Below are 20,025 nucleotides of genomic sequence, written 5' to 3'. Positions count from 1 at the left end.
TATCCATTGGTGTGTCGGTTTGCTGCCGCATAGGCAGCTTAGAAAGGGTTCCGCATTTGGAAGCGGTGCCATGAGCGGTTTGCTGCCGTATAGGCAGCTTAGAAAAAGTCGTAACGACCAAACAGATATATCTGCGTGTTTGCTGCCGCATAGGCAGCTTAGAAATGTTTTTACATCGTTAGGCGTTTGCCGTGTGTAATCTTTGTCTCTTATTGAGAGTCGGCAGCAGAGTCTATTTTCATTGGGTACGCCCGATTTGGCGCCTGTATTTGTTCTTTCAAGCTGCCCGCTATAACTTTTACAAAATAAATGTCCGGAAAGTGGGCTCTCAAACGTCTTTATAGGGAAGGCCTGAAAAAGGACCGATTGTCCTGTCCGCTTGATTGCACTGTTCAGGGGTGAATCCGCGCTGTTTGCTAGGCAGCCTGGAGCCCGTTTCGGTGTAGGCAAGTATCTGCCTTCTTGACCATTTTTACTTTTTTGATCTCCTGCTACGCAGGATACGGCGGGTGTCGATCTACGGTTTTAACGGGATTATGTATGAAGTCCAAAGCAGTGAAGCGTCGCTGGGCGTTGGCCCTGTTGGCGGTGCTGGTGCTGGGGGCGCTGGCCGCACAGGCCGGGCGCTCCTCAGAGCAGTTTGAAACGGTGGCTGTGGAGCAAAGCGATATACGCGCTACCGTTGCTGCGGTGGGGACGTTAAAGCCCAGTCGCTATGTGGATGTGGGTGCACAGGTGTCGGGGCAGATTACGGCTTTGCCGGTTGCACCGGGCGATCAGGTTGAGCAGGGGCAGTTGCTGGTGGAAATTGATCCCAGTGTGCAGCAAGCCACCGTTGATGCCGGCCGCGCTTCGTTGGCGGCGTTTCGCGCCCAGTTGGCTGAACAGCAGGCCCAGCTTGTGTTGGCCCGTCAGCAGTTGGCTCGTCAGCGTCAATTGGAGCGCCAGCAGGCCAGCCGTCAGGAAGATATCCAGATCGCCCAGGCGAATCTGGCTACGGCTCAAGCTCGTGTTGCTCATGTACAAGCGCAGATGGAACAGACCCAGGCTACGCTGAAAGCTGATGAAGCCCGACTGGGCTATACGCGTATTTACGCGCCCATGAGTGGCACCGTCATTGGCGTACAGGCGCGGGAAGGACAGACGCTGAATGCCACATACCAAACGCCCACTATTTTGCGTATTGCGGACCTGAGCACCATGACGGTGTGGACCAGTGTGTCCGAGGCCGATATTCGCCGTATCAAACCGGGCATGACCGTGACCTTTACGACCCTGGGTGAGCAGGGCGAGACGCAGGCGCGTCAATGGCAGGCCAGGGTACGGCAGATCATGCCGGCCCCCGAAGGCAGCACAAAGGAAGAAACCACTGCAACAGCCCCGACAGCCACACAGGCCATCATGTATACGGTGCTGTTTGATGTGGACAACGAAGATGGCGAGTTGATGCCTCAGATGACGGCTCAGGTGTTGTTTGAAATTGATCGGGCTGACCAGGCTTTGCTGGTGCCTTTGGTGGCGTTGCGCGCTGATACTGATCGTGGTCCCGAGGCGTTTAAGGTGGCTGTGCTCGAGCAGGGCAAGCTGCAGGAAAAGCCGGTCAGCCTGGGGGTGCGTAATCGCCACCAGGTTCAGGTTCTGGATGGCTTGACCTCGGGAGAGCAGGTTGTGCTGGCCGTGGTGGCCCCCGAGCGTGGCTGGCGGTGGTTGCAATGGTAGGGGCTGCACCTGCTTTGATTGAGCTGCGGGGCATTAACCGTATCTACGGTGGCCCGCCCAGTACCAAGCCTGCGGTGCAGGTCTTGTTCGATGTCAGCTTGAGTATTGAGCCGGGCGAGTTTGTGGCCATTGTGGGCGCTTCGGGATCGGGTAAGTCGACGCTGATGAACCTGCTCGGGTGTCTGGATAGGCCCAGCAGCGGTACTTACTGGTTCCAGGGCCGGGATGTCGCGCAGTTAAACCCGGACGAACTGGCCGCTTTGCGTCGGGAAACCTTTGGTTTTGTGTTTCAGGGCTATCACCTGATTCCTACCGAAACGGCCAGTGAAAATGTCCAGATGCCTGCCATTTACGCGGGAATGGATGAGGACGCGCGTGCGGCACGGGCTGCGGAATTGCTCAGCAGCCTGGGGCTGGCGGACAAGCTGGACAACCGGCCCAATCAGTTGTCCGGCGGCCAGCAGCAGCGCGTGTCCATTGCCCGTGCCTTGATGAACGGTGGGCGTGTCATTCTGGCTGACGAACCCACGGGGGCATTGGACTCGCGCAGTGGCGCAGAAGTGATGACCTTGCTGCGCAAGCTCTCGGACTCCGGACACACCATTATTCTGATTACGCACGACCATGAAGTCGCGGCGATGGCAGACCGGATCATTGAAATTCGTGACGGCTGCATTCTCTCGGATAGTCGTCCTGAAACGGCCTTGGAGAGCAAACCCACGCAGCCCTTACCGCCGCCTGAGCACTGTCGTTCACCCTGGCTCTCTGAAATCAAGGATGCGGCGCGCAGTGCCTTGCGCAGCATGTTTATTAATCGGCATCGTACCGCCTTGACCTTGCTGGGCGTGATTATAGGAGTGGCCTCGGTCATTGTCATGCTGGCGGTGGGGGAGGGAGCCCGTCAGCGAGTGGTGGAGCAGATGGGGACGATGGGGACCACCATTATGTATTTAGGCAGTTACTCACCGTCCAATGGGTTTCCTAGAGGAGAGTTGACGCAGGAGGATCTGGACGCGATTGCAGAGCTGCCGTTAATACGGCGTGTGATGCCGGTTATTGGTGATCCGATTACGGTACGGCGTGGCAGTGTGGACCGTCAGGTGTATGTATTTGCCGCCAATGAGACTATGCCTGATGTCCATCACTGGCCATTGGCGCAAGGCCGTTATTACACGGATGCAGAGGATCGGGATTTGGCTCCTTTAGTGGTTCTGGGACATCGTGCCGCCAAGCATTTTTTTTCGGATAGGGAGGTGCCCCTGGGGCAAAAACTGTTGATTGGGAACTCGCCTTTTGAGGTTATTGGCGTGATGCAGGAGCGAGGGGCCGACTCAGGGGTGGAGGACTATGACGATATGGTCTTTATTCCTTATCTTGCTGCCCGTGCCCGTGTGTACCAAGCGCAGACACAACCTGATTATGTGGTTGTTGAGGCGCAAGACAGCGCCACCGTGCTGGAGGCGGAGCAATCAATGCGTCAGTTACTGCTTCAGCGTCATGGCGGACGCGAGGACTTTTCCATTGGCAACGCGGCGGCCCGTTTGCAAGCCGAAGCCTCTACACGGCAGTCTATGAGCATGATGCTGGGCCTGATCGCTGCAGTCTCGTTGGTGGTAGGCGGTATTGGGGTCATGAACGTAATGTTGATGACGGTGCGTGAACGTACGCGGGAAATTGGCATACGTATGGCCACCGGCGCGCGACAAAGCGACATCATGCGCCAGTTTCTGACCGAGGCAGTTTTGTTGACGATTACAGGCGGTTGCCTGGGCGTGCTGGCCGGTGCGGTTGTGGGTATTGGCCTGATTTTTAGTGGGGTAGATGTGGTGTTTTCCTTGCGGGCGGCCTTGGGCGCCTTTGGCTGCGCTGTGGTGACGGGCATGGTTTTTGGCTATATGCCAGCACGTACGGCGGCGGCACTGGACCCCGTTCAGGCTTTGGCTGGGGAGTAAGCATGGCCCATTACCGATGGATTGCAGGGATCATGAGCACGCTTTTGCTGCAGGCGTGCAGCTCCTTGTCTTCGGATCTGGACAAGACCCCGCCGACGCTGCCCCAGGCGTATCAACAGCGAGCCAAGGCCACACCCAGCCCTGTACAGGCTCAGGTGGAGCCGCAGTGGTGGCGTGCCTATAACAGCCCCGCCTTGAACAGCCTGATGCAGGAAGCCGTGAAGGATGTGGCGGTGCTGCGTCAGGCCCAGGCCCGGATCTTGCAAGCGCAGGCCCAGGCACGCATTGCCGGAGCCAGTTTACTGCCGGAATTGCAGGGCAATGTTTCTGTGCAAAGGGATGCACCGTTTTCTTCGTCACATGGTGACCCCCGCTCGCAATATGTGGCCGGTGTGTTCATGAGCTACGAACTGGATGTGTGGGGGCGTAATCGTGCTCTGGCTGATAGTGCCGTGTTCCTGGCCCAGGCGGCGAATTATGAGCTGGATGTGTTGCGTGTCAGCGTACAGGCGCAGGTGGTGCATTTAAGTTTGCAAGCCTTGGGCGATAAGCAGCGTGTCGCCATTGCTCGTCAAAACCTGGCCGTTGCGCAACGCTTGTTGAGCTTGCTGGAAGCACGCCTGCAAGCGGGGGCGGCTTCGCCGTTGGAGCTGGCGCAGCAACGTCAATTGCTGGCGTCGCAACAGCGCAAATTGTTCGTGATTGAGGAACAGGCCATTCGCACGCGGGTGGAGTTGGCGACCCTGTTGGGCCGTACTGAAATCATGCCCGAACCACAGGAGGATATTGCGGACTTGCAGGTGCCAGAGCTGGACGCGGGTCTGCCTGCACAGCTCTTGTCGCAACGCCCTGATATTGCGCGCATCGAGGCCCAATTGTCAGCGGCTCATGCCGATGTGCAGGTGGCGCGCGCTGCCATGTATCCCAGCCTGACCTTGGGCGCGCGAGCAGGGGCATCGGGGAATCATTGGGAAGAAAGTTTGCGCCATCCGGTCTATAGCCTGATCAGTGGGCTGGTGGCCCCTATCTTCAATGCCGGTCGTCTGCAGGCGGGCAAGGATTTAAGCGACGCCCGTTTACAGGAATGGCTGGTGCAGTATCGCCAGACCATTGTGCAGGCCTATATGGATGTGGAAGGCGTGCTGGCACAACTGCATAGCCTGGATGCTCAGGCGCAGGCCATGGAACGGGAGTGGGAGCAAGCCAGACTGGCGTTTCAACTGGCCGAAGCACGTTATCGCTCCGGCTCGGAAACCTTGCTGTCTTTACTGGATGCGCAGCGTACCTTGTACGCCGCCCAGGATGTGCGCGTCAGTTTGATGCAGTCGCGTCTGCAGTCCCGCGCGGCGCTTTTCAGGGCGCTGGGCGGGGGCTGGCAAGCTGGCTCAGGCGGCCTGGCTGATCAGGGGACGGTGGCACAGGCTGGGGTCTAGCAAGCTGGCAGCCGCCTCGTCCAGCAGGATGTGGGCGTTGGCGTGCTGCTTCAAGGCCGTGAAAGGCAGCTCGGGCGTGACACCACCTTCCTGATAATTGAGCATGGTGCGAGCCTTGTGCTCACCCGTCACTACCAGGGCAATTTCATGGGCGCTCAGAATATCGGCAATCCCCATGGTGATGGCCGAGGTAGGCACTTGGTCCATGGAGTCAAAAAAGCGACTGTTGTCGATACGGGTGCGCTCGGACAGGGCCACCACATGGGTGCGGCTGTCAAAAGGCGTGCCCGGTTCGTTAAAGCCAATGTGTCCGTTGGTGCCGACGCCCAGTAGTTGCAAGGCGACACCGCCGCTGGCGGCAATCGCGGCGGAATAGTCCTGACAGTGCTGCTCCAGCTCTGTGCTCAGGCCATTGGGCAGATGCAGGCGTGCAGTATCAAAGGGCAATTGGCTGAACAGGTGCTGGCGCATGTAGCACGCGTAGCTTTGCTCGTGCTCTGCCGCCAGACCCACATATTCATCCAGATTGAAGCTATTGATCCTGGACACATCCAGTCCATTGGCACGTACGTCCTGCACGAAACGGGCGTAAATGGGTTCCATGGTCCCCCCCGTTGCCAGACCCAGAGTCGCTTGTGGGTTCTGACGAATAATGTCTTGAAGACGGGTGCTCAGGTGTGTCGCAATGGCGGCGGAATCGGGGAAGACTAAAAACATATTTTTTTTCTTCGTATGGGCTGAATAAGTTGAAAAAAAACTTCGCCGCAAGCACGGCGAAGTTTGATCTTTCGAGATTCTAATGGGACAACAGCGTAACGTCAGTTTTTTTTGCAAGCAAGTGACACTGGTTCAGACATCTTGTTTGCCGGTCTCTCCCAGGAATCCGCCACTTTGATGGGCCCACAAACGAGCATATAAGCCCCCTTTTTGCAGCAAGTCCTGGTGGCTACCTTGCTCGATGATGCGGCCCTGATCCAGCACAATCAAGCGGTCCAGTGCGGCAATGGTGGACAGGCGGTGGGCAATGGCAATCACCGTCTTGCCCTGCATCAGCGTATTGAGGCTTTCCTGAATGGCCGCTTCCACTTCGGAGTCCAGGGCACTGGTGGCTTCATCCAGTAACAGGATGGGAGCATCTTTGAGCATGACGCGGGCAATGGCCACACGCTGCCGTTGACCGCCGGACAGTTTCACGCCGCGTTCGCCCACATGGGCATCCAGACCTTCACGGCCCTGGCGGTCGTGCAATTGCGGAATGAAGTCGGCAGCGGCGGCACGCTCTACCGCCATATGCAGCAACTCGTCGTTGGCATCGGGGCGGCCATACAGAATGTTGTCGCGCATGGAGCGGTGCAGCAAGGACGTATCCTGCGTCACCATGCCAATGGCAGCACGCAAACTGTCTTGCGTGACATGGGCAATGTCCTGGCCATCAATGCGGATGGTGCCGCTATCGACATCGTGGAAACGCAGCAGCAGATTGACCAGCGTGGATTTGCCCGCGCCTGAACGGCCAATCAGGCCAACACGCTCGCCCGGCTTGATCACCAGATTGAGCTTGTCGATAACCTGACGGCTTTTATCGCGGTAAGCAAAGCTGACGTCCTGGAACTCGATACGGCCTTGCTCGATGTGCAGGGTGTTGGCATCGGGCGCATCCACTACAGTGGGTTTTTGCGTCAAGGTGTTGATGCCGTCCTGAATCGTGCCCACGTTCTCGAACAGGTTGGTCAGCTCCCACATCAGCCAATGGGAATGGCCGGACAGACGCAATGCCATGGCAATGACAGCCGCCACCACACCGGCGGTGGATTGATCAATCGACCACAGGTACAAGGCCAGGCCTGCCGAACTGATCAGCAAGAGGGTGGCCAGCACATGGTTGGCCACTTCAAACAGGCTGATCAGGCGCATTTGGGCATGGCCTGTTTCCTGAAAGCGGCGCATGGCGTTCTTGGCATGGTCTGCCTCACGGCGTGTGTGGGCAAATAGCTTGACCGTGTTGATATTGGTGTAGGCGTCGGTAATGCGGCCCGTCATCAAGGCGCGAGCATCGGCCTGTTCAGCGCCGACTTTGCCCAGACGGGGCACAAAGTACAGACAGGCCAATGCATAGCCCACCAGCCAGAACAGGAAGGGCAGGATCAGCAGGCGGTCAAAGCTGCCGGCCAGAATCAGGATACCGATCAGGTAGGCGCTCATGCCCACAACCACTTCCACGGCCATGAACAGGGTTTCGCGTACCGCCAGAGCGGTTTGCATGATCTTGGTGGTGATGCGACCGGCGAACTCGTCCGCATAAAAGGACATGCTCTGGTTCAGCATCAGTTTGTGGAATAGCCAGCGCAGGCGCATGGGGAAGTTGATGGCCAGCACCTGGTGCATGACCAGCGTATGCAGGCTGATCAGGACCACGCTGCCCAGCAGAACAGCGGCAATAGTCAGGAGCGTGCCACCCTGCTGGCTCCAGAACAGAGCAGGTTCAATCGAGGGCAGCCAGTCCACGATATAGCTGAGCAGGGCAAACAGCATGGCCTCGTAGGCCGACAGGCCAATCGAGGTCACGGTCATCAGGCCAATCCAGCCACGTGAATTTTTTGTGCAGGCCCAGATGAAGGGGAAAAATCCTTTGGGAGGAGGGGCGACGTGTTGTTCGGGATAGGGATTTAACCGACGTTCAAAGAATGACAGCACCGAATGGGCTCCAGCGGACGGCCCCAAGGATGACAGGGCCGTTTAGACAAATAGAAAACCGCTTCCGGGGTATGAAGCGGCAATTTTTGATGGTACAGCAGTCATTCTGTCTGGCTGAAGAAAACCTGATAAAAACACAGTCTTTGTGTATGGAAAGTGTCAGATATTGACCACGGCGTACGTTTGGACAGCGAGCAGGCTTAGTAAGCCACCACCTGACCATCTTTACGTGGGTCGGAGCCGCCCACGTAATGATTGCCCTGACGCAGAATCAGTTGTGCACCGCCAAAGGCGAACACACCGCTGCCGGGTTCAACGACGACTTCATGACCGCGCTCGCGCAAGGCCTGAACCAGCGCCGGATCGAAAGTGGGTTCTACTGCCACCCCACGGCCACCCGTCACGCGCCAGCGTGGGGCATCGGCGGCGGCTTGCGGGTTTTGGCCGTACAGCAGCACACGCAGCGCCATTTGCATATGGCCTTGCGACTGGAAGGGGCCACCCATCACACCAAACGACATTTGCGGCGTGCCATCGGCATTCATGGCAAAGGCCGGAATGATGGTGTGCGAGGGGCGCTTGCCACCGGCCACTTCATTCACATGGCCGGGGCGCAGGGTAAAGCCATGCCCTCGGTTCTGCAGGCTGATGCCGGTGCCGGGGACGACCACGCCGGAGCCAAAACCCATGTAGTTGGACTGGATCAGGGACACCATCATGCCGCTGGCATCGGCGGCGGTGACATAGACCGTGCCGGAGGGGCCGGGCAGGCCATGTTTGGGGTCCCCTGCCTTGTCCATCTGAATCAGGGCAGCGCGCTCGCGCAGATAGGCCGGGTCCAGCAGATGCTCGGGCTGGTGAATCATGTGCTCCAGATCGGCGTGGTGCTCGTACAAATCGGCAAAAGCCAGCTTCATGGCTTCAATGCTCAAATGCACGGTATCGATGTGATCCAGCGGTTGCTGACCCACACCGGCCTGCTCCATGATGCCCAGTGCCATCAAGGCGGCCAGACCCTGACCATTCGGGGGGATTTCATGAATGACCGATTGCGCAAAAGGATGGCTGATGGTGCCGCACCAGTTCGTGCGGTGCTCGGCCAGATCCTGCTCGTCCATGGCACCGCCATGCTGGCGGGAGAAGTCGGCAATGCGTTTGGCCAGCTCGCCGGTATAGAAGTCCTGACCCTGGGTGGCGGCGATGCGTTCCAGTGTGTTGGCCTGGTCCTGGTTCTGATACCACTGGCCAGCGACAGGGGCTTTGCCATCACGTAAAAAGGCTTCGGCAAAACCGGGCTGATCGCCCAGGCGTTGACGACCCAGTTCCCATAAGCGCGCGATCACGGGCGAGACCGGGAAACCCTCGCGGGCGTAATGGATTGCGGGGGCAGCCACCTGTTCCAGACTCAGACGGCCCAGCTTGCTGGACAGTTCGGCCCAGGCAGAGACCGCACCGGGAACGGACACGCTTTCCCAACCCTTGTCGGGCATGGCTGCATGACCTTTGAAACGGTCGGGCGACCAGGCACGAGGCGAACGACCGGAGGCGTTCAGGCCATGCAGTTCTTTGCCGTCCCAGACGATGGCAAAGGCGTCACTGCCTATGCCGCAACCCGTGGGTTCGACCACGGTAAGGGTAATAGCGGCCGCCAGGGCCGCATCGACGGCATTGCCACCCGCTTGCAAGATGCGCAGGCCCGCTTGCGCGGCTAAAGGGTGGGAGGTGCTGACCATGTTTTGGCCAAGCACCGCAGAGCGGGCGGATGGGTAGGGGTTGTTCCAGTCCATACAGTTGTCAGTCTTGTTCATTGAATCTGTATTCCAGTCAGTTGGATCAGGCTGTGCCAACGTGCGCTGTCCTCGCGGACCAGAGAGATAAACGCTTCTCGACTGGTGCTGCGGGGCAGATCCACGCCCAAGGTTTGCAGGCGTGAGCGTACGCTGGGGTCCTGAGCGGCATGGGTGAATGCCTCATAAGCTTTGTCACGGATATCATCGGGCAGGCCGGCGGGCGCATACAGACCAAACCAGGTAACTGACTCATAGCCCGGCAAGCCAGACTCCTGAAAGGTGGGCAAGTTCGGGGCCAGCGGCGAACGCTGTGGGCCTGTCACCGCCAGAGCACGCAATTGGCCGCTGTTCACATACGGCATTCCGGTGGGGATGGCGTCCAGTAAAACATGGATGGAGCCGCCCAGCATATCGTTAATGGCCTGACCAGTTCCCCGGTACGGAACATGCGACATGACGATATTGGCCTGATTCAAAAAGGCCTCGGTGCCCAGGTGCACGATGGTGCCATTGCCGCTGCTGGCGTAGTTCAGCTCATTGGGATGGGCGCGGGTGTACTCAATCAGTTCCGGCAAGGTGTGGGCGGGTACGGACGGGTTCACCAATAAGACGCTGGCGGCATCGCCCAAATGAGCGATGGGGGTGAAGTCTTTTTCTGCATCGTAGGGGAGGGACTTGTACAGATGCGGTGCAATGGCGTGAGTGCTGCTGGTGGTGAACAAAAGCGTGTAGCCATCGGGTTTGCTGCGGGCTACTTCGGCTGAGCCAATGGTGCCGCCTGCGCCTGTGCGGTTGTCCACGACAATGTTGGCGTTCATCGCCTTGGCGGCGCTTTCGGCAATCAGTCGGCTGATGACGTCGGTCGCGCCGCCGGTCGGGAAGGGCACGATCAGGCGAATGGAGCGATCAGGCCACTCGCTGGCATGGGCAGCCACGCTGCTGACCGCTAGAACGGCGCCCAACAGGGTTTGGGCAAAACGTCTCCAGGGGCGGCGGATCGAAGGGGACTGTGCGGTGTTTGCGATGTTGCTGAATGTTGTCATGGCTATCTCCTCAATCAGGAGATGATAGAAAAGGCAAAGATGCCGAACCAGCAACAAATAAGCAGGTCAGCATTGCTATTTTGGCAAGACTGACGGGTCTACTTCAAGCTGCGGCAACAACTCGTCCAGAAAGCGGCGAACAATAGCTGGCAAGCGGCGGCCAGCGAGGGCCTGTACTTCAATTTGGCGGTTCAGCAAACCGCGTTCATGGATGAAGCTGGCTTGCAGCAAACCTTGCTCAATCAGGTGACGAGCCGAGAGCAAGGCTGACACCGTCACGCCTGCGCCGGACAAGGCAAATTGATGCAGAGACTGCATGTGATTGCTGCTGAATACCGGGTCCAGACTCAGGTTCTGTGCGCTGCAGGCCACATCCATCATTTGCCGCACGGTGGTGTCCGGGCCGGGCAAGGCCAGAGGGTGTGCCAGAAGGCTTTTCAGGCTGATGCGTTCGGTACGGGTAACGGGATGGCCGGGAACCGCCAGGGCCATGACGGGGGCATCGCGGCGAAACAAGGTCTTGATGTCTTTTTCGGCTGTTTGAGTGAATTTGATGCCGATGTCTATCTGGCCGCTTAACAACAGCATGGTGATACGGTGTGGCGGCAGCACGTCCAGTTGAAAGCGTATGCCTTGATGCTTGTCACGGAACTGTGCAATGCATTGCGGCAGTAGCTGGGCGGCCAAACCTTCCGAGGATGCAATCCGGATCTGGCCAGTCTGCAGCCCTTGCAAGGCGGCAATATCGTGCAAGGTGCGCTCGGCATCCATGGCGCTGCGGCGGGCATGGGCCAGCAGCAGTTCTCCCGCCGCGGTCAGGCTCATGCCACGGGCATGGCGCTCGAACAAGGCCATGCCCAGGTTTTCCTCCAGCCCACTTATTTGACGACTGATGGCCGATGTGGCCACATGCAGATTACTGGCCGCTTGCGAAATAGAGCCACAGCGCGCGACCTCCTGGAAGTAGCGCAGTGCGGTTTCTTGGAGGTGGCGTGGGTTCATGCCAGACTGCCGCGCAGTTCGGCGGCAATCTCGTAGGAGCGCAGGCGCTTGTTGTGGTCAAAGATATTGGCGTTCAGCATCAGCTCGTTGGCTCCCGTTCGCTGAATGAATCCTTTCATCTGTTCAAGCACTTGCTCCGGATTGCCGATGGCCGTACAGCTAAGCAAGGAGTCCAGCAGATGCTGGGCCGGTGGGCTGCATTGTTCGTAGTAATCCCGCACGGGTGGCGGTAGCTGGCCGGGACGACCGCTGCGCAGGTTGACAAAGGACTGTTGCCAGGAAGAGGCCAGTAGCTTGGCTTCGTCTTGCGTATCGGCGGCAAAGACGTTGTAGCCCAGCATGACGTAGGGCTTTTCCAGATGCACGGAAGGCTGGAACTGACGGCGGTAAACCTCAATAGCATCCATCAATTGAGCAGGTGCAAAATGCGAGGCAAAGGCATAGGGCAAGCCCAGCGCGGCGGCCAGTTGAGCACCAAACAGGCTGGAGCCCAGAATCCAGACCGGCACATTCAGGCCACGACCGGGTACGGCCATGATGCGGTTGCGCGGCTCGTCGGACATATAGTCCATCAGCTCCAGCACATCGCGTGGAAACTGGTCTGGGTCGCTGTTCAGATTGCGGCGCAAGGCGCGGGCGGTTTCGGGGTCCGAGCCAGGGGCACGGCCCAGGCCCAAATCAATACGGCCAGGGTACAGAGAGGCCAGTGTTCCAAACTGCTCGGCAATGACCAAAGGGGAATGGTTGGGCAACATGATGCCGCCCGCTCCGACCCGAATGCGGCTGGTTTGACCGGCAATATGGCCAATCAGTACCGAGGTCGCGGCACTGGCAATACCAGGCATGCCGTGGTGTTCGGCCAACCAGTAACGGTGATAGCCCCACTGCTCGGCATGACGGGCAATGTCCGCCGAACAGCGAAAGGACTGGGCCGGGGTGGAGCCTTGAACGATAGGGGACAGGTCTAGGACGGAGAGCGGATAGCTTGGCTTCATGGCATCGGATTCAAATTGGACTCAGGATATAGTCAATCCATCGTTAGGCAGCGTCAAGTAAACCCATAGCATAGGCAAGGATGTTCAGATGAAAGAAACCAGTCGTCGCACCGTCAATCACTACCAGGACCATGCACAGGCCTATCGGGACGGCACATGGGACCACGACGTCAGCCAGAATCGCGATGCCTTGCTGGCGGCGATCGGCTTGCCGGGGCCTGTGGATATTCTGGACCTGGGCTGTGGGCCGGGGCGGGATCTGGTCGCTTTTCAGGCTATGGGACATCGTCCGGTGGGGCTGGATGGCTGTGCCGCTTTTGTGGATATGGCCCGTCAGCAAACTGGTTTGCCGGTATTGCATCAGGACTTTCTGGATTTGAATTTGCCCACTGCTGCATTCGATGGCGTGTTTGCCAATGCGGTGTTGTTCCATATACCCAGTGCGCAGTTGCCCGCTGTACTGACGGCTTTGCGGCATAGCCTGCGACCGGGTGGTGTGCTGTTTTCTTCCAATCCGCGCGGTCAGGGGCAAGAGGGCTGGAATGGTCAGCGTTACGGGTGCTACTACAGTTGGGAACAGTGGTTAGAGCGTCTGGAGCAAGCGGGCTTTGACTATATAGACCATTTTTATCGCCCTACAGACAAGCCCCCGCAGGAGCAACATTGGCTGGCATCTTTGTGGCGTGTGCCCGCTTGCTGATAAGCAAAATGGTGAATTCCTGACCTGGCTACTTAGTGTGTTGTTCTGTAAGCCTATTTTTTGCTCATACAGGGGTTTTCCCTATTTTTATGCACATCTTTTGTGGATAAGCCGGTTTTCAGCAAGCAGGGGTGTGCCTGAGGAAAAAAATGGTAAAGAATTGTCGATTCTCTGATCTTTGTTTTTAAGTGATTGATTGTGCAGGAATAAATGCAGTGATTCATGGTTTATCCTGTGACTTGTCCACATTTTATGGGGATAAGCGGGTGTTTCTTTTCGGGTTTGGCTGTTTTCTGTTCGCGGTTTTTAAGTTGCTGATACTACGGGGTGTTTTTCTGATTTGCCCAGTTTTTCCTATGAGCTATCCACAGTTTCCGGGGATAAAGTGGAACGCTTGACCAACTTGGGTTCATGTCCCTCCCAAGGCTATGATGCGCACTAGCAATGTTTACCCTTGGCGGCCAGTCCCTTCGGTGCTTTGCCTTTTAATTGAGGAGATTGAAACGTGGAAAAATTGCAAGCCTGGATGACAGAGTTTCCAGCTGTAGTCGCGATTGCGCTTAATGTCGTGATCGCTTTGTTGATTCTGATTATTGGCTGGTGGCTATCTGCTGTCGCCGGTCGAGCCATCAAACGGATGGCAACCCGCTCCCCCCGAGTGGATCCGACGATTGTGCCTATGGCCCAATCCGTGACAGTCTGGACGATTCGGGTTTTTGTGTTGATCGCCGTACTGGCGCGTTTTGGCGTACAGACCGCCAGTATTATTGCGGTGTTGGGTGCTGCTGGTTTGGCCGTGGGTTTGGCCTTGCAAAACACACTGCAAAATATCGCGGCAGGCATCATGCTGCTGATGTTGCGGCCCTTGCGTGCCGGTGAGTTTGTATCGGTAGTGGGTAAAGGCGATGGTACGGTGCAGGAAGTGGGTTTGTTCTTGACCCGCTTTGAGCAGGTGGATGGCATTCAGTTCACCTTGCCCAATAGTCTGATTTGGGGCAATCCCATCATCAACTACAGTCGTAATGCGACTCGTCGTTTGGACTTCGGGGTGGGCGTACGTTATGGCGATGATCTGGATCTGGCCATCAAGCTGTTGCAGGATCTGTTGAATGAACATCCGCAAGTGCTCAAGGACCCTGCTCCTGTGGTGATGGTCATGGAATACAAGGACAGCGTGATTACCGTAAATCTGCGTGCCTGGATCAGTTCCGCCGATTTCTGGGACGCACGTTTTGATCTGTTCCGCCGTGCGGTTCAGGTGTTGAATCAGGCAGGTTTGCAGACTCCGGTTCCCGTACGAGAAATCGTGCAATCGGGTGTTGAGAAAAAAGCGGCTTGATGTGACAGGCTCCAGGTCTGAAAGTCAGATCTGGAAGCGCAGTACGCAGACTTTTTAGCTAAGTCCAAGCTCAAGAAAAATGCCCCACGCCTTAAAACTTGTCTGCCACCGAGTCCAGGGCTTCGCGCAGCAGGCCGGCAATTTCTTTTTGGCGGGGCGCTGGCATGCGCTCGGTAATGGCCGTGACACTCATGGCCAGAATGGGGCGGCCTTTATGGTCGCACAGGGCGCAGCCCACACCCAAGGCACCGCGCACAGCGTAGTTGCCGACAACTGAGTAGCCACGGATACGGGTGTTGGTGACCAACTGGCGCATCTCGCGCTGAGTCATGCCACCGTACTGATCCAACTGATTGGCATTGCGTTCGATAATCTGCTCGATTGCTTCGTCTCCCAGTGTGGCCAGATAGGCCATACCCCCCGAACCCACGCCCAAAGGCTGACGCTTGCCTACATAAGTGGCCAGAATCTGTACCGGGTAGGGGCCGATTTCACGCCACAGGCTGACGGAGTCGTCGCCATCGCGGCCCACCAGAAAGACCGCATCGCCGGTCAGTTGGGCCAGCTCCTGCATGATGGGCTGCATGATGGTGACACGCGGGTCCAGTCCAAACAGGCCCTGATCCTGGCGCGTGGCGCTGTAGCGGCGACTATGGCTGCTGTTTTGGACCAGACCGTGATCGATCAGGGCGGCCAGCAGCCGGTAGATGGTGGGGCGCTGTAGTTGCGTGGCGCGCGACAGGTCGGTGACGCTCAGCCCTTTGCCTTGATGATTTTGCAAAGTCTTGAGCACCAGCAAGCCGCGTTGCAGGGTACGCGGCCCGGCCTGATCTTGCGGTTCTACGGTCTCGGGAGTGTTCATGCTTGAAAACAGCTCATGCTTACTGAAAAAGTAACTCAGTAAGAATATACGCCAGCCGAGAAAGTGTCCACTGTGTGATCGTTCATAAAAGACAATGCCCGCTGAGTGCAGCGGGCAAGCGGGTCAAAGCGCAAGCTTTATCGTTGCTCAGGGCCAGCCGATTCGTCTTTGCGCTGTTCAGGAATAGGGTGGCCCGCTGCTTTGGCGGTCTTGATCATGGCGGTACACAGGCCGCGCAACATATCCACTTCGTCCAGGCTGAGCTGAGCACGCCCAAATAAGTGCTGCATGCGCGGCAACAGTTTTTTGGGGTGTTTGGGGTCCAGGAACTTGACGCTCTCAATGGCCTGTTCCCAGTGTTGCAGCAAGGCCTGCACCTTGGCTTGCGGAGCCAGCTCTTTTCCAGGGTCAGCCTTGCCATCGGTATTGGGCAGCAGGCTGGCGCCGCTTTGCGCCAGCAGGGCGTAGCGCAATTCCCAGGCGGCCAGTTGCAAAGCCTGGGCGACATTCAGGGAGCTGTATTCAGGATTGGCCGGAATATGGCAGACATACTGGCACTGGCTGATGTGCTCGTTGGTCAGGCCCACGCGCTCGGTACCCAGCACAATGGCCACGGTTCCGGCGTGCTGGCGCAGGTGTTCACGGCTCAGTTCGGCCGTCTGGCGTATGTCGGCAGCCGGTGGTCCCAGGTAGCGGGGGCGGGCCGTCAAGGCAAAAGCCAGCGTGACCGGCTCCAGTGCATGCGCCAGAGTGGGAACAATGCTTGCTTGCTCCAAAACGTCCACGGCACCGCTGGCCAGCGAGATTGCCTGAGGGTTTTGTGCAACGTCCGGGTCTAGCGGGTCGACCAGACATAAGTCGCCAAAGCCCATGGTTTTGATCGCTCGCGCTGCTGCGCCCACGTTTCCAGGGTGGCTGGGTTGCACCATAATGAAGCGAACCCGGTGAAAATTATCATCAAATGCCGATGCTTGCGTCTGAGTCATTTAAAATAGCTACTTTGAAGCTACGCTTCCTGTGTCTGCTCACGCGATTTTACCCTGCAACAGGGCACGCCAGGCAGGCTCAATTATTGTTAAAAAAACGGAATTTCCATGCACCCGATGCTCAATACCGCCATCAAGGCGGCTCGCCGTGCCGGCACCATTATCTCTCGCGCCAGTCTAGACCTCCAGCACCTGTCGGTTGCGCGTAAAGGCCCTAAAGATTATGTCACGGAAGTGGATCGCGCAGCAGAGGAAGCCATCATTGAAGTGTTGAGCGAAGCCTACCCTGATCACGGCTTTATCGGAGAGGAAACGGGCGAGCGTCCTCCGCTGGAACCTGCAGGCGAAGGCACCCCTGAATACCAGTGGGTCATTGATCCGCTCGATGGCACCACCAACTTTATTCACGGCTTTCCGTGCTACGCCATTTCGATTGCCTTGATGCACCGTGGTCAGGCTGCCCATGCCGTCATTTACGACACCAACCGCAATGAAATGTTTACGGCCAGCCGTGGCGGTGGTGCTTTCCTGAACGACCGTCGTATTCGTGTGTCGGGCCAGACCCGTTACCACGATGCCTTGATCGGTGCGCACGTGCCCGATTCGGGTGCAGGCGTGAAACCCACCTCCCCATTTGCCGATATGCTGGCCGAATGTGCGGCTGTGCGTCGCGTGGGTGCAACGGTTTTGGATCTGGCTTATGTGGCTGCTGGTCGTCTGGATGGTTTCTGCGCCGTCAACCTGAAACCCTGGGATCTGGCTGCCGGTACTTTACTGGTGACCGAAGCCGGTGGCCTGGTCGGCGACTTTGAAGGTGAGCAAACCTGGAAAGAAACCGGCAATGTGATTGCCGCCAGTCCGAAGATCTTTATCCAGATGCTGTCGCACCTGCAAGATTAAGAACCTAGACCCCGGCTCCGCCGGGGTGTTCTTTTAGTCACAGCGCCAAGGAGCTGAGATGGAGTGGTTGATGGACCCGACCGTTTGGGTTGGGTTGCTCACACTGGTAATTCTGGAAATTGTGCTGGGCATCGATAACCTGGTGTTCATTGCAATTTTGGTCGACAAGTTGCCTCCCGCGCAGCGTGATCGCGCTCGTGTGCTGGGCCTGTCCTTGGCCCTGTTGATGCGTCTTGGCCTGCTGACGGTCATGTCCCATCTGGTGCAGTTGACTGATCCTTTGGTGTCCGTGCTGGGCTTGGATTTCTCGGGCCGCGATCTGATCATGATAGTGGGCGGCTTTTTCTTGTTGCTCAAGGGCACGCTGGAGCTGCACGAGCGCATTGAAAACCGCAGTGCTCACGCCTCTGGGTCGCGTATGTATGCCAGCTTCTGGGTCATCGTGGCGCAGATTGTGGTGCTTGATGCCGTATTCTCTCTGGATGCGGTCATTACTGCCGTGGGGATGGTCGACCACCTGCCTGTCATGATGGCGGCGGTGATTATTGCCATTGGCATCATGCTGGTGGCCTCCAAACCGTTGACTGCATATATCAACAGCCGGCCTACGGTCGTCATTTTGTGCCTGGGCTTTTTGTTGATGATTGGCTTTTCCTTGCTGGTCGAAGGCTTTGGTGTACATGTACCCAAGGGTTACTTGTATGCGGCCATCTCCTTCTCCATCCTGATTGAAATGTTCAACCAGTTGGCGCGTCGCAAGCTGCGTCTGTTGCAGGCGGGCCGCCCCATGCGTGAACGCACGGCTGAGGCCGTGCTACGCATGTTGGGCAAGCGCCCCGCCTCGGGAGAGGCTGTCATTGGGCCGGATCTGCCTGGGGCATCGGCGCAAATGGTGTTTGGTCAGGAAGAGCGCAATATGGTGAGCGGTGTGCTGACCTTGTCCGAGCGCACCGTGCATTCGGTGATGACGCCACGCAATGCGATTACCTGGGTGAATGTGCAGGACGACCCAGAGGTCCTGCGTGAAAAAATGACACAGGAACCTCATAGCATGGTGCCGGTGTGTCGCGGTTCGCTCGATGAGGTTATTGGCATTGGTCGAAGCAAAGAGTTACTGGCAGATCTGCTGATTCATGGTCATATCCGTGTGGACCAATTGCGTCAGCCGGTCTTTGTGTACGAGTCCATCGGGATTTTGGACTTGATGGAAACCATCAAACAAAGCCGCGGTCAGTTGGTTCTGGTAACGGACGAGTTTGGGGCGATTGAAGGGTTGGTGACGCCCTTGGATATTTTTGAGGCTATTGCGGGCGACTTTCCCAGCGAGGATGAAGCTCCTGATATTGTCCAGGAGTCTCAGGATCATTGGGTATTGGATGGCTCCACGGATTTGCATCATTTGGAACAGATGCTGGGCGTGGAGGGGCTGGTGGATGAAGAGGAAGAGTATGCCACCTTGGCCGGCTATCTATTGACACGGTTTGGACAGTTGCCCAAGGTGGGTGATGTCTGTGAGCTTGAACAGCATGATGCCGTGTATCGCTTCAAGGTTCAGGAGCTGGAAGGGCGTCGCATTTCCCAGGTCAGTCTGGAGCGCGTGCCCTACGATGATGAACAAATCGATCCCTTCTTGGCATCTTAATTTTTATTGGCTTTGATTCACACAACATGACCGAGCAAACCATTTATTTGTTGAAGGCCCTGTTTCTGGGGATTGTTGAAGGTATTACTGAATTTATTCCTGTTTCCAGTACGGCACATTTGCTGATATTGGGTTCGTGGATCGACTTTTCTTCGGGCGACGCCAAGGTGTTCGAGGTCGTGATTCAGTTCGGTTCGATTCTGGCCGTGGTCTGGATTTTCCGTGCGCGTCTGATTCAACTGATCATGGGAACCTTGCGCGGTGACCGCACCGAGATGATGTTCACGCGCAATCTGCTGATCGCGTTTTTGCCCGCTGCGGTGATTGGTGCCTTGACGATTCAATACGTGAAAGCCTTGTTTCATCATCAGATTGTCTTTGTGTTCACGCTGGTGTTGGGGGGGCTGTTGATGCTGTGGGTAGAACGCAAACCGCAGTATGCAAAGCACACGGCAGACAGCGATCAGGGGGAAACTGCCACCTCGCAAAAGGCCACGGCCTTTGCTTTGGAGGAGATCACCTGGAAACAGGCTTTGGTCGTTGGTTTTGCTCAGTGCATTGCCATGGTGCCCGGTACGTCGCGGTCGGGGGCGACGATTATAGGTGGCATGCTGGCAGGTATTCAGCGCAAGACGGCCACGGAGTTTTCTTTCTTTCTGGCCATGCCCACCATGTTGGCCGCCACGGTTTATGACCTGTATCGCAACGGTGCGTCCTTGAGCGCAGATCAGAGCAGCGCGATTATCGTGGGTTTTATTGCCGCGTTCTTTAGCGCACTGTTCCTGGTGAAAGCCGTGCTGCGTTTTGTATCCAGCCGTACTTATCGTCCTTTTGCCTGGTATCGGATTGCGTTGGGCGGAGTATTGTTTGTGTGGTTGATGACGTAGCCCTTTATCGCTTTAGAGGTTCTGAAATCCCCGCTTGGTTTATCTGCCAGCGGGGATTTTTCTTTTTAGGGAGGGTCGGTA

Annotated in this window: 16 protein-coding genes and 1 CRISPR repeat array (1 of these 17 only partly in view); of the genes, 8 read left to right on the top strand and 8 right to left on the bottom strand. The window is 57.2% G+C overall.

Annotated features, from left to right (window positions below):
• Positions 1–165: a CRISPR direct-repeat array (repeat unit 28 nt; unit sequence GTTTGCTGCCGCATAGGCAGCTTAGAAA); it reaches 763 nt to the left of the window's first position.
• Positions 166–540: 375 nt separating this feature from the next.
• Genes ACDI13_RS05555 through ACDI13_RS05545 form a run of 3 tightly spaced genes read left to right on the top strand, consistent with a single transcriptional unit; the run spans position 541 to position 5,104 of the window.
• Positions 541–1,719 (top strand): efflux RND transporter periplasmic adaptor subunit, encoded by a 1,179-nt coding sequence (locus tag ACDI13_RS05555; RefSeq protein ID WP_316991005.1) that lies wholly within the window; start codon positions 541–543, stop codon positions 1,717–1,719.
• On the top strand, positions 1,713–3,671 hold the full coding sequence (locus ACDI13_RS05550; protein WP_316991006.1) for an ABC transporter permease: 1,959 nt from the start codon (positions 1,713–1,715) through the stop codon (positions 3,669–3,671). The genes ACDI13_RS05555 and ACDI13_RS05550 overlap by 7 nt, the downstream gene beginning before the upstream one ends.
• A gap of 2 nt (positions 3,672–3,673) precedes the next feature.
• On the top strand, positions 3,674–5,104 hold the full coding sequence (locus ACDI13_RS05545) for an efflux transporter outer membrane subunit (RefSeq protein ID WP_316991007.1): 1,431 nt from the start codon (positions 3,674–3,676) through the stop codon (positions 5,102–5,104).
• On the opposite strand, the gene ACDI13_RS05540 is transcribed toward ACDI13_RS05545, so the two are convergent.
• The 6 genes from ACDI13_RS05540 to ACDI13_RS05515 all read right to left on the bottom strand — a co-directional run bounded on the left by ACDI13_RS05540 (position 5,057) and on the right by ACDI13_RS05515 (position 12,628).
• Positions 5,057–5,821 carry a glucosamine-6-phosphate deaminase gene (locus tag ACDI13_RS05540; RefSeq protein WP_316991008.1) on the bottom strand — a complete coding sequence of 255 codons (765 nt, stop codon included), beginning with the start codon at positions 5,819–5,821 and terminating at the stop codon, positions 5,057–5,059. The genes ACDI13_RS05545 and ACDI13_RS05540 overlap by 48 nt on opposite strands.
• A gap of 132 nt (positions 5,822–5,953) precedes the next feature.
• Entirely contained in the window at positions 5,954–7,798 is a 1,845-nt protein-coding gene (locus tag ACDI13_RS05535) for an ABC transporter ATP-binding protein (protein WP_316991009.1), read from the bottom strand.
• Between the two features lie 200 nt (positions 7,799–7,998).
• Positions 7,999–9,606 (bottom strand): gamma-glutamyltransferase family protein, encoded by a 1,608-nt coding sequence (locus ACDI13_RS05530; protein WP_316991010.1) that lies wholly within the window; start codon positions 9,604–9,606, stop codon positions 7,999–8,001.
• Positions 9,603–10,631: a tripartite tricarboxylate transporter substrate binding protein gene (locus ACDI13_RS05525; RefSeq protein ID WP_316991011.1), complete on the bottom strand. Its 1,029-nt coding sequence runs from the start codon at positions 10,629–10,631 to the stop codon at positions 9,603–9,605. The genes ACDI13_RS05530 and ACDI13_RS05525 overlap by 4 nt, the downstream gene beginning before the upstream one ends.
• A gap of 75 nt (positions 10,632–10,706) precedes the next feature.
• Complete coding sequence (locus ACDI13_RS05520) at positions 10,707–11,633, bottom strand: LysR substrate-binding domain-containing protein (protein WP_316991012.1); 927 nt, start codon at positions 11,631–11,633, stop codon at positions 10,707–10,709.
• Complete coding sequence (locus tag ACDI13_RS05515; protein WP_316991013.1) at positions 11,630–12,628, bottom strand: LLM class flavin-dependent oxidoreductase; 999 nt, start codon at positions 12,626–12,628, stop codon at positions 11,630–11,632. The genes ACDI13_RS05520 and ACDI13_RS05515 overlap by 4 nt, the downstream gene beginning before the upstream one ends.
• A gap of 88 nt (positions 12,629–12,716) precedes the next feature.
• Between ACDI13_RS05515 and ACDI13_RS05510 the strand changes: the two genes are divergently transcribed.
• Both ACDI13_RS05510 and ACDI13_RS05505 read left to right on the top strand, forming a co-directional pair.
• On the top strand, positions 12,717–13,328 hold the full coding sequence (locus ACDI13_RS05510; RefSeq protein WP_316991014.1) for a class I SAM-dependent methyltransferase: 612 nt from the start codon (positions 12,717–12,719) through the stop codon (positions 13,326–13,328).
• Positions 13,329–13,854: 526 nt separating this feature from the next.
• Positions 13,855–14,667 (top strand): mechanosensitive ion channel domain-containing protein, encoded by an 813-nt coding sequence (locus tag ACDI13_RS05505; protein ID WP_316991047.1) that lies wholly within the window; start codon positions 13,855–13,857, stop codon positions 14,665–14,667.
• A gap of 91 nt (positions 14,668–14,758) precedes the next feature.
• On the opposite strand, the gene ACDI13_RS05500 is transcribed toward ACDI13_RS05505, so the two are convergent.
• Positions 14,759–15,529 carry an IclR family transcriptional regulator gene (locus ACDI13_RS05500; protein ID WP_042483953.1) on the bottom strand — a complete coding sequence of 257 codons (771 nt, stop codon included), beginning with the start codon at positions 15,527–15,529 and terminating at the stop codon, positions 14,759–14,761.
• Positions 15,530–15,666: 137 nt separating this feature from the next.
• Positions 15,667–16,515: an RNA methyltransferase gene (locus ACDI13_RS05495; RefSeq protein WP_316991015.1), complete on the bottom strand. Its 849-nt coding sequence runs from the start codon at positions 16,513–16,515 to the stop codon at positions 15,667–15,669.
• 108 nt (positions 16,516–16,623) lie between these two features.
• Between ACDI13_RS05495 and ACDI13_RS05490 the strand changes: the two genes are divergently transcribed.
• From ACDI13_RS05490 to ACDI13_RS05480, 3 genes are read left to right on the top strand one after another with little or no spacing between them, the layout of a single operon-like run.
• On the top strand, positions 16,624–17,415 hold the full coding sequence (locus tag ACDI13_RS05490) for an inositol monophosphatase family protein (protein ID WP_035270898.1): 792 nt from the start codon (positions 16,624–16,626) through the stop codon (positions 17,413–17,415).
• A 58-nt stretch (positions 17,416–17,473) separates the two neighbouring features.
• Positions 17,474–19,057, top strand: coding sequence for a TerC family protein (locus ACDI13_RS05485; protein ID WP_316991016.1), 1,584 nt, complete (start codon positions 17,474–17,476; stop codon positions 19,055–19,057).
• A 26-nt stretch (positions 19,058–19,083) separates the two neighbouring features.
• Positions 19,084–19,944: an undecaprenyl-diphosphate phosphatase gene (locus tag ACDI13_RS05480; protein WP_316991017.1), complete on the top strand. Its 861-nt coding sequence runs from the start codon at positions 19,084–19,086 to the stop codon at positions 19,942–19,944.
• The last annotated feature ends 81 nt before the right edge of the window (positions 19,945–20,025 follow it).

This window comes from Alcaligenes faecalis (assembly GCF_041521385.1).
Classification (GTDB): Bacteria; Pseudomonadota; Gammaproteobacteria; order Burkholderiales; family Burkholderiaceae_B; genus Alcaligenes; species Alcaligenes faecalis_E.
The sequence above is the reverse complement of the archived record's forward strand: the minus strand, read 5'-3'. Positions and strand labels throughout refer to the sequence as shown.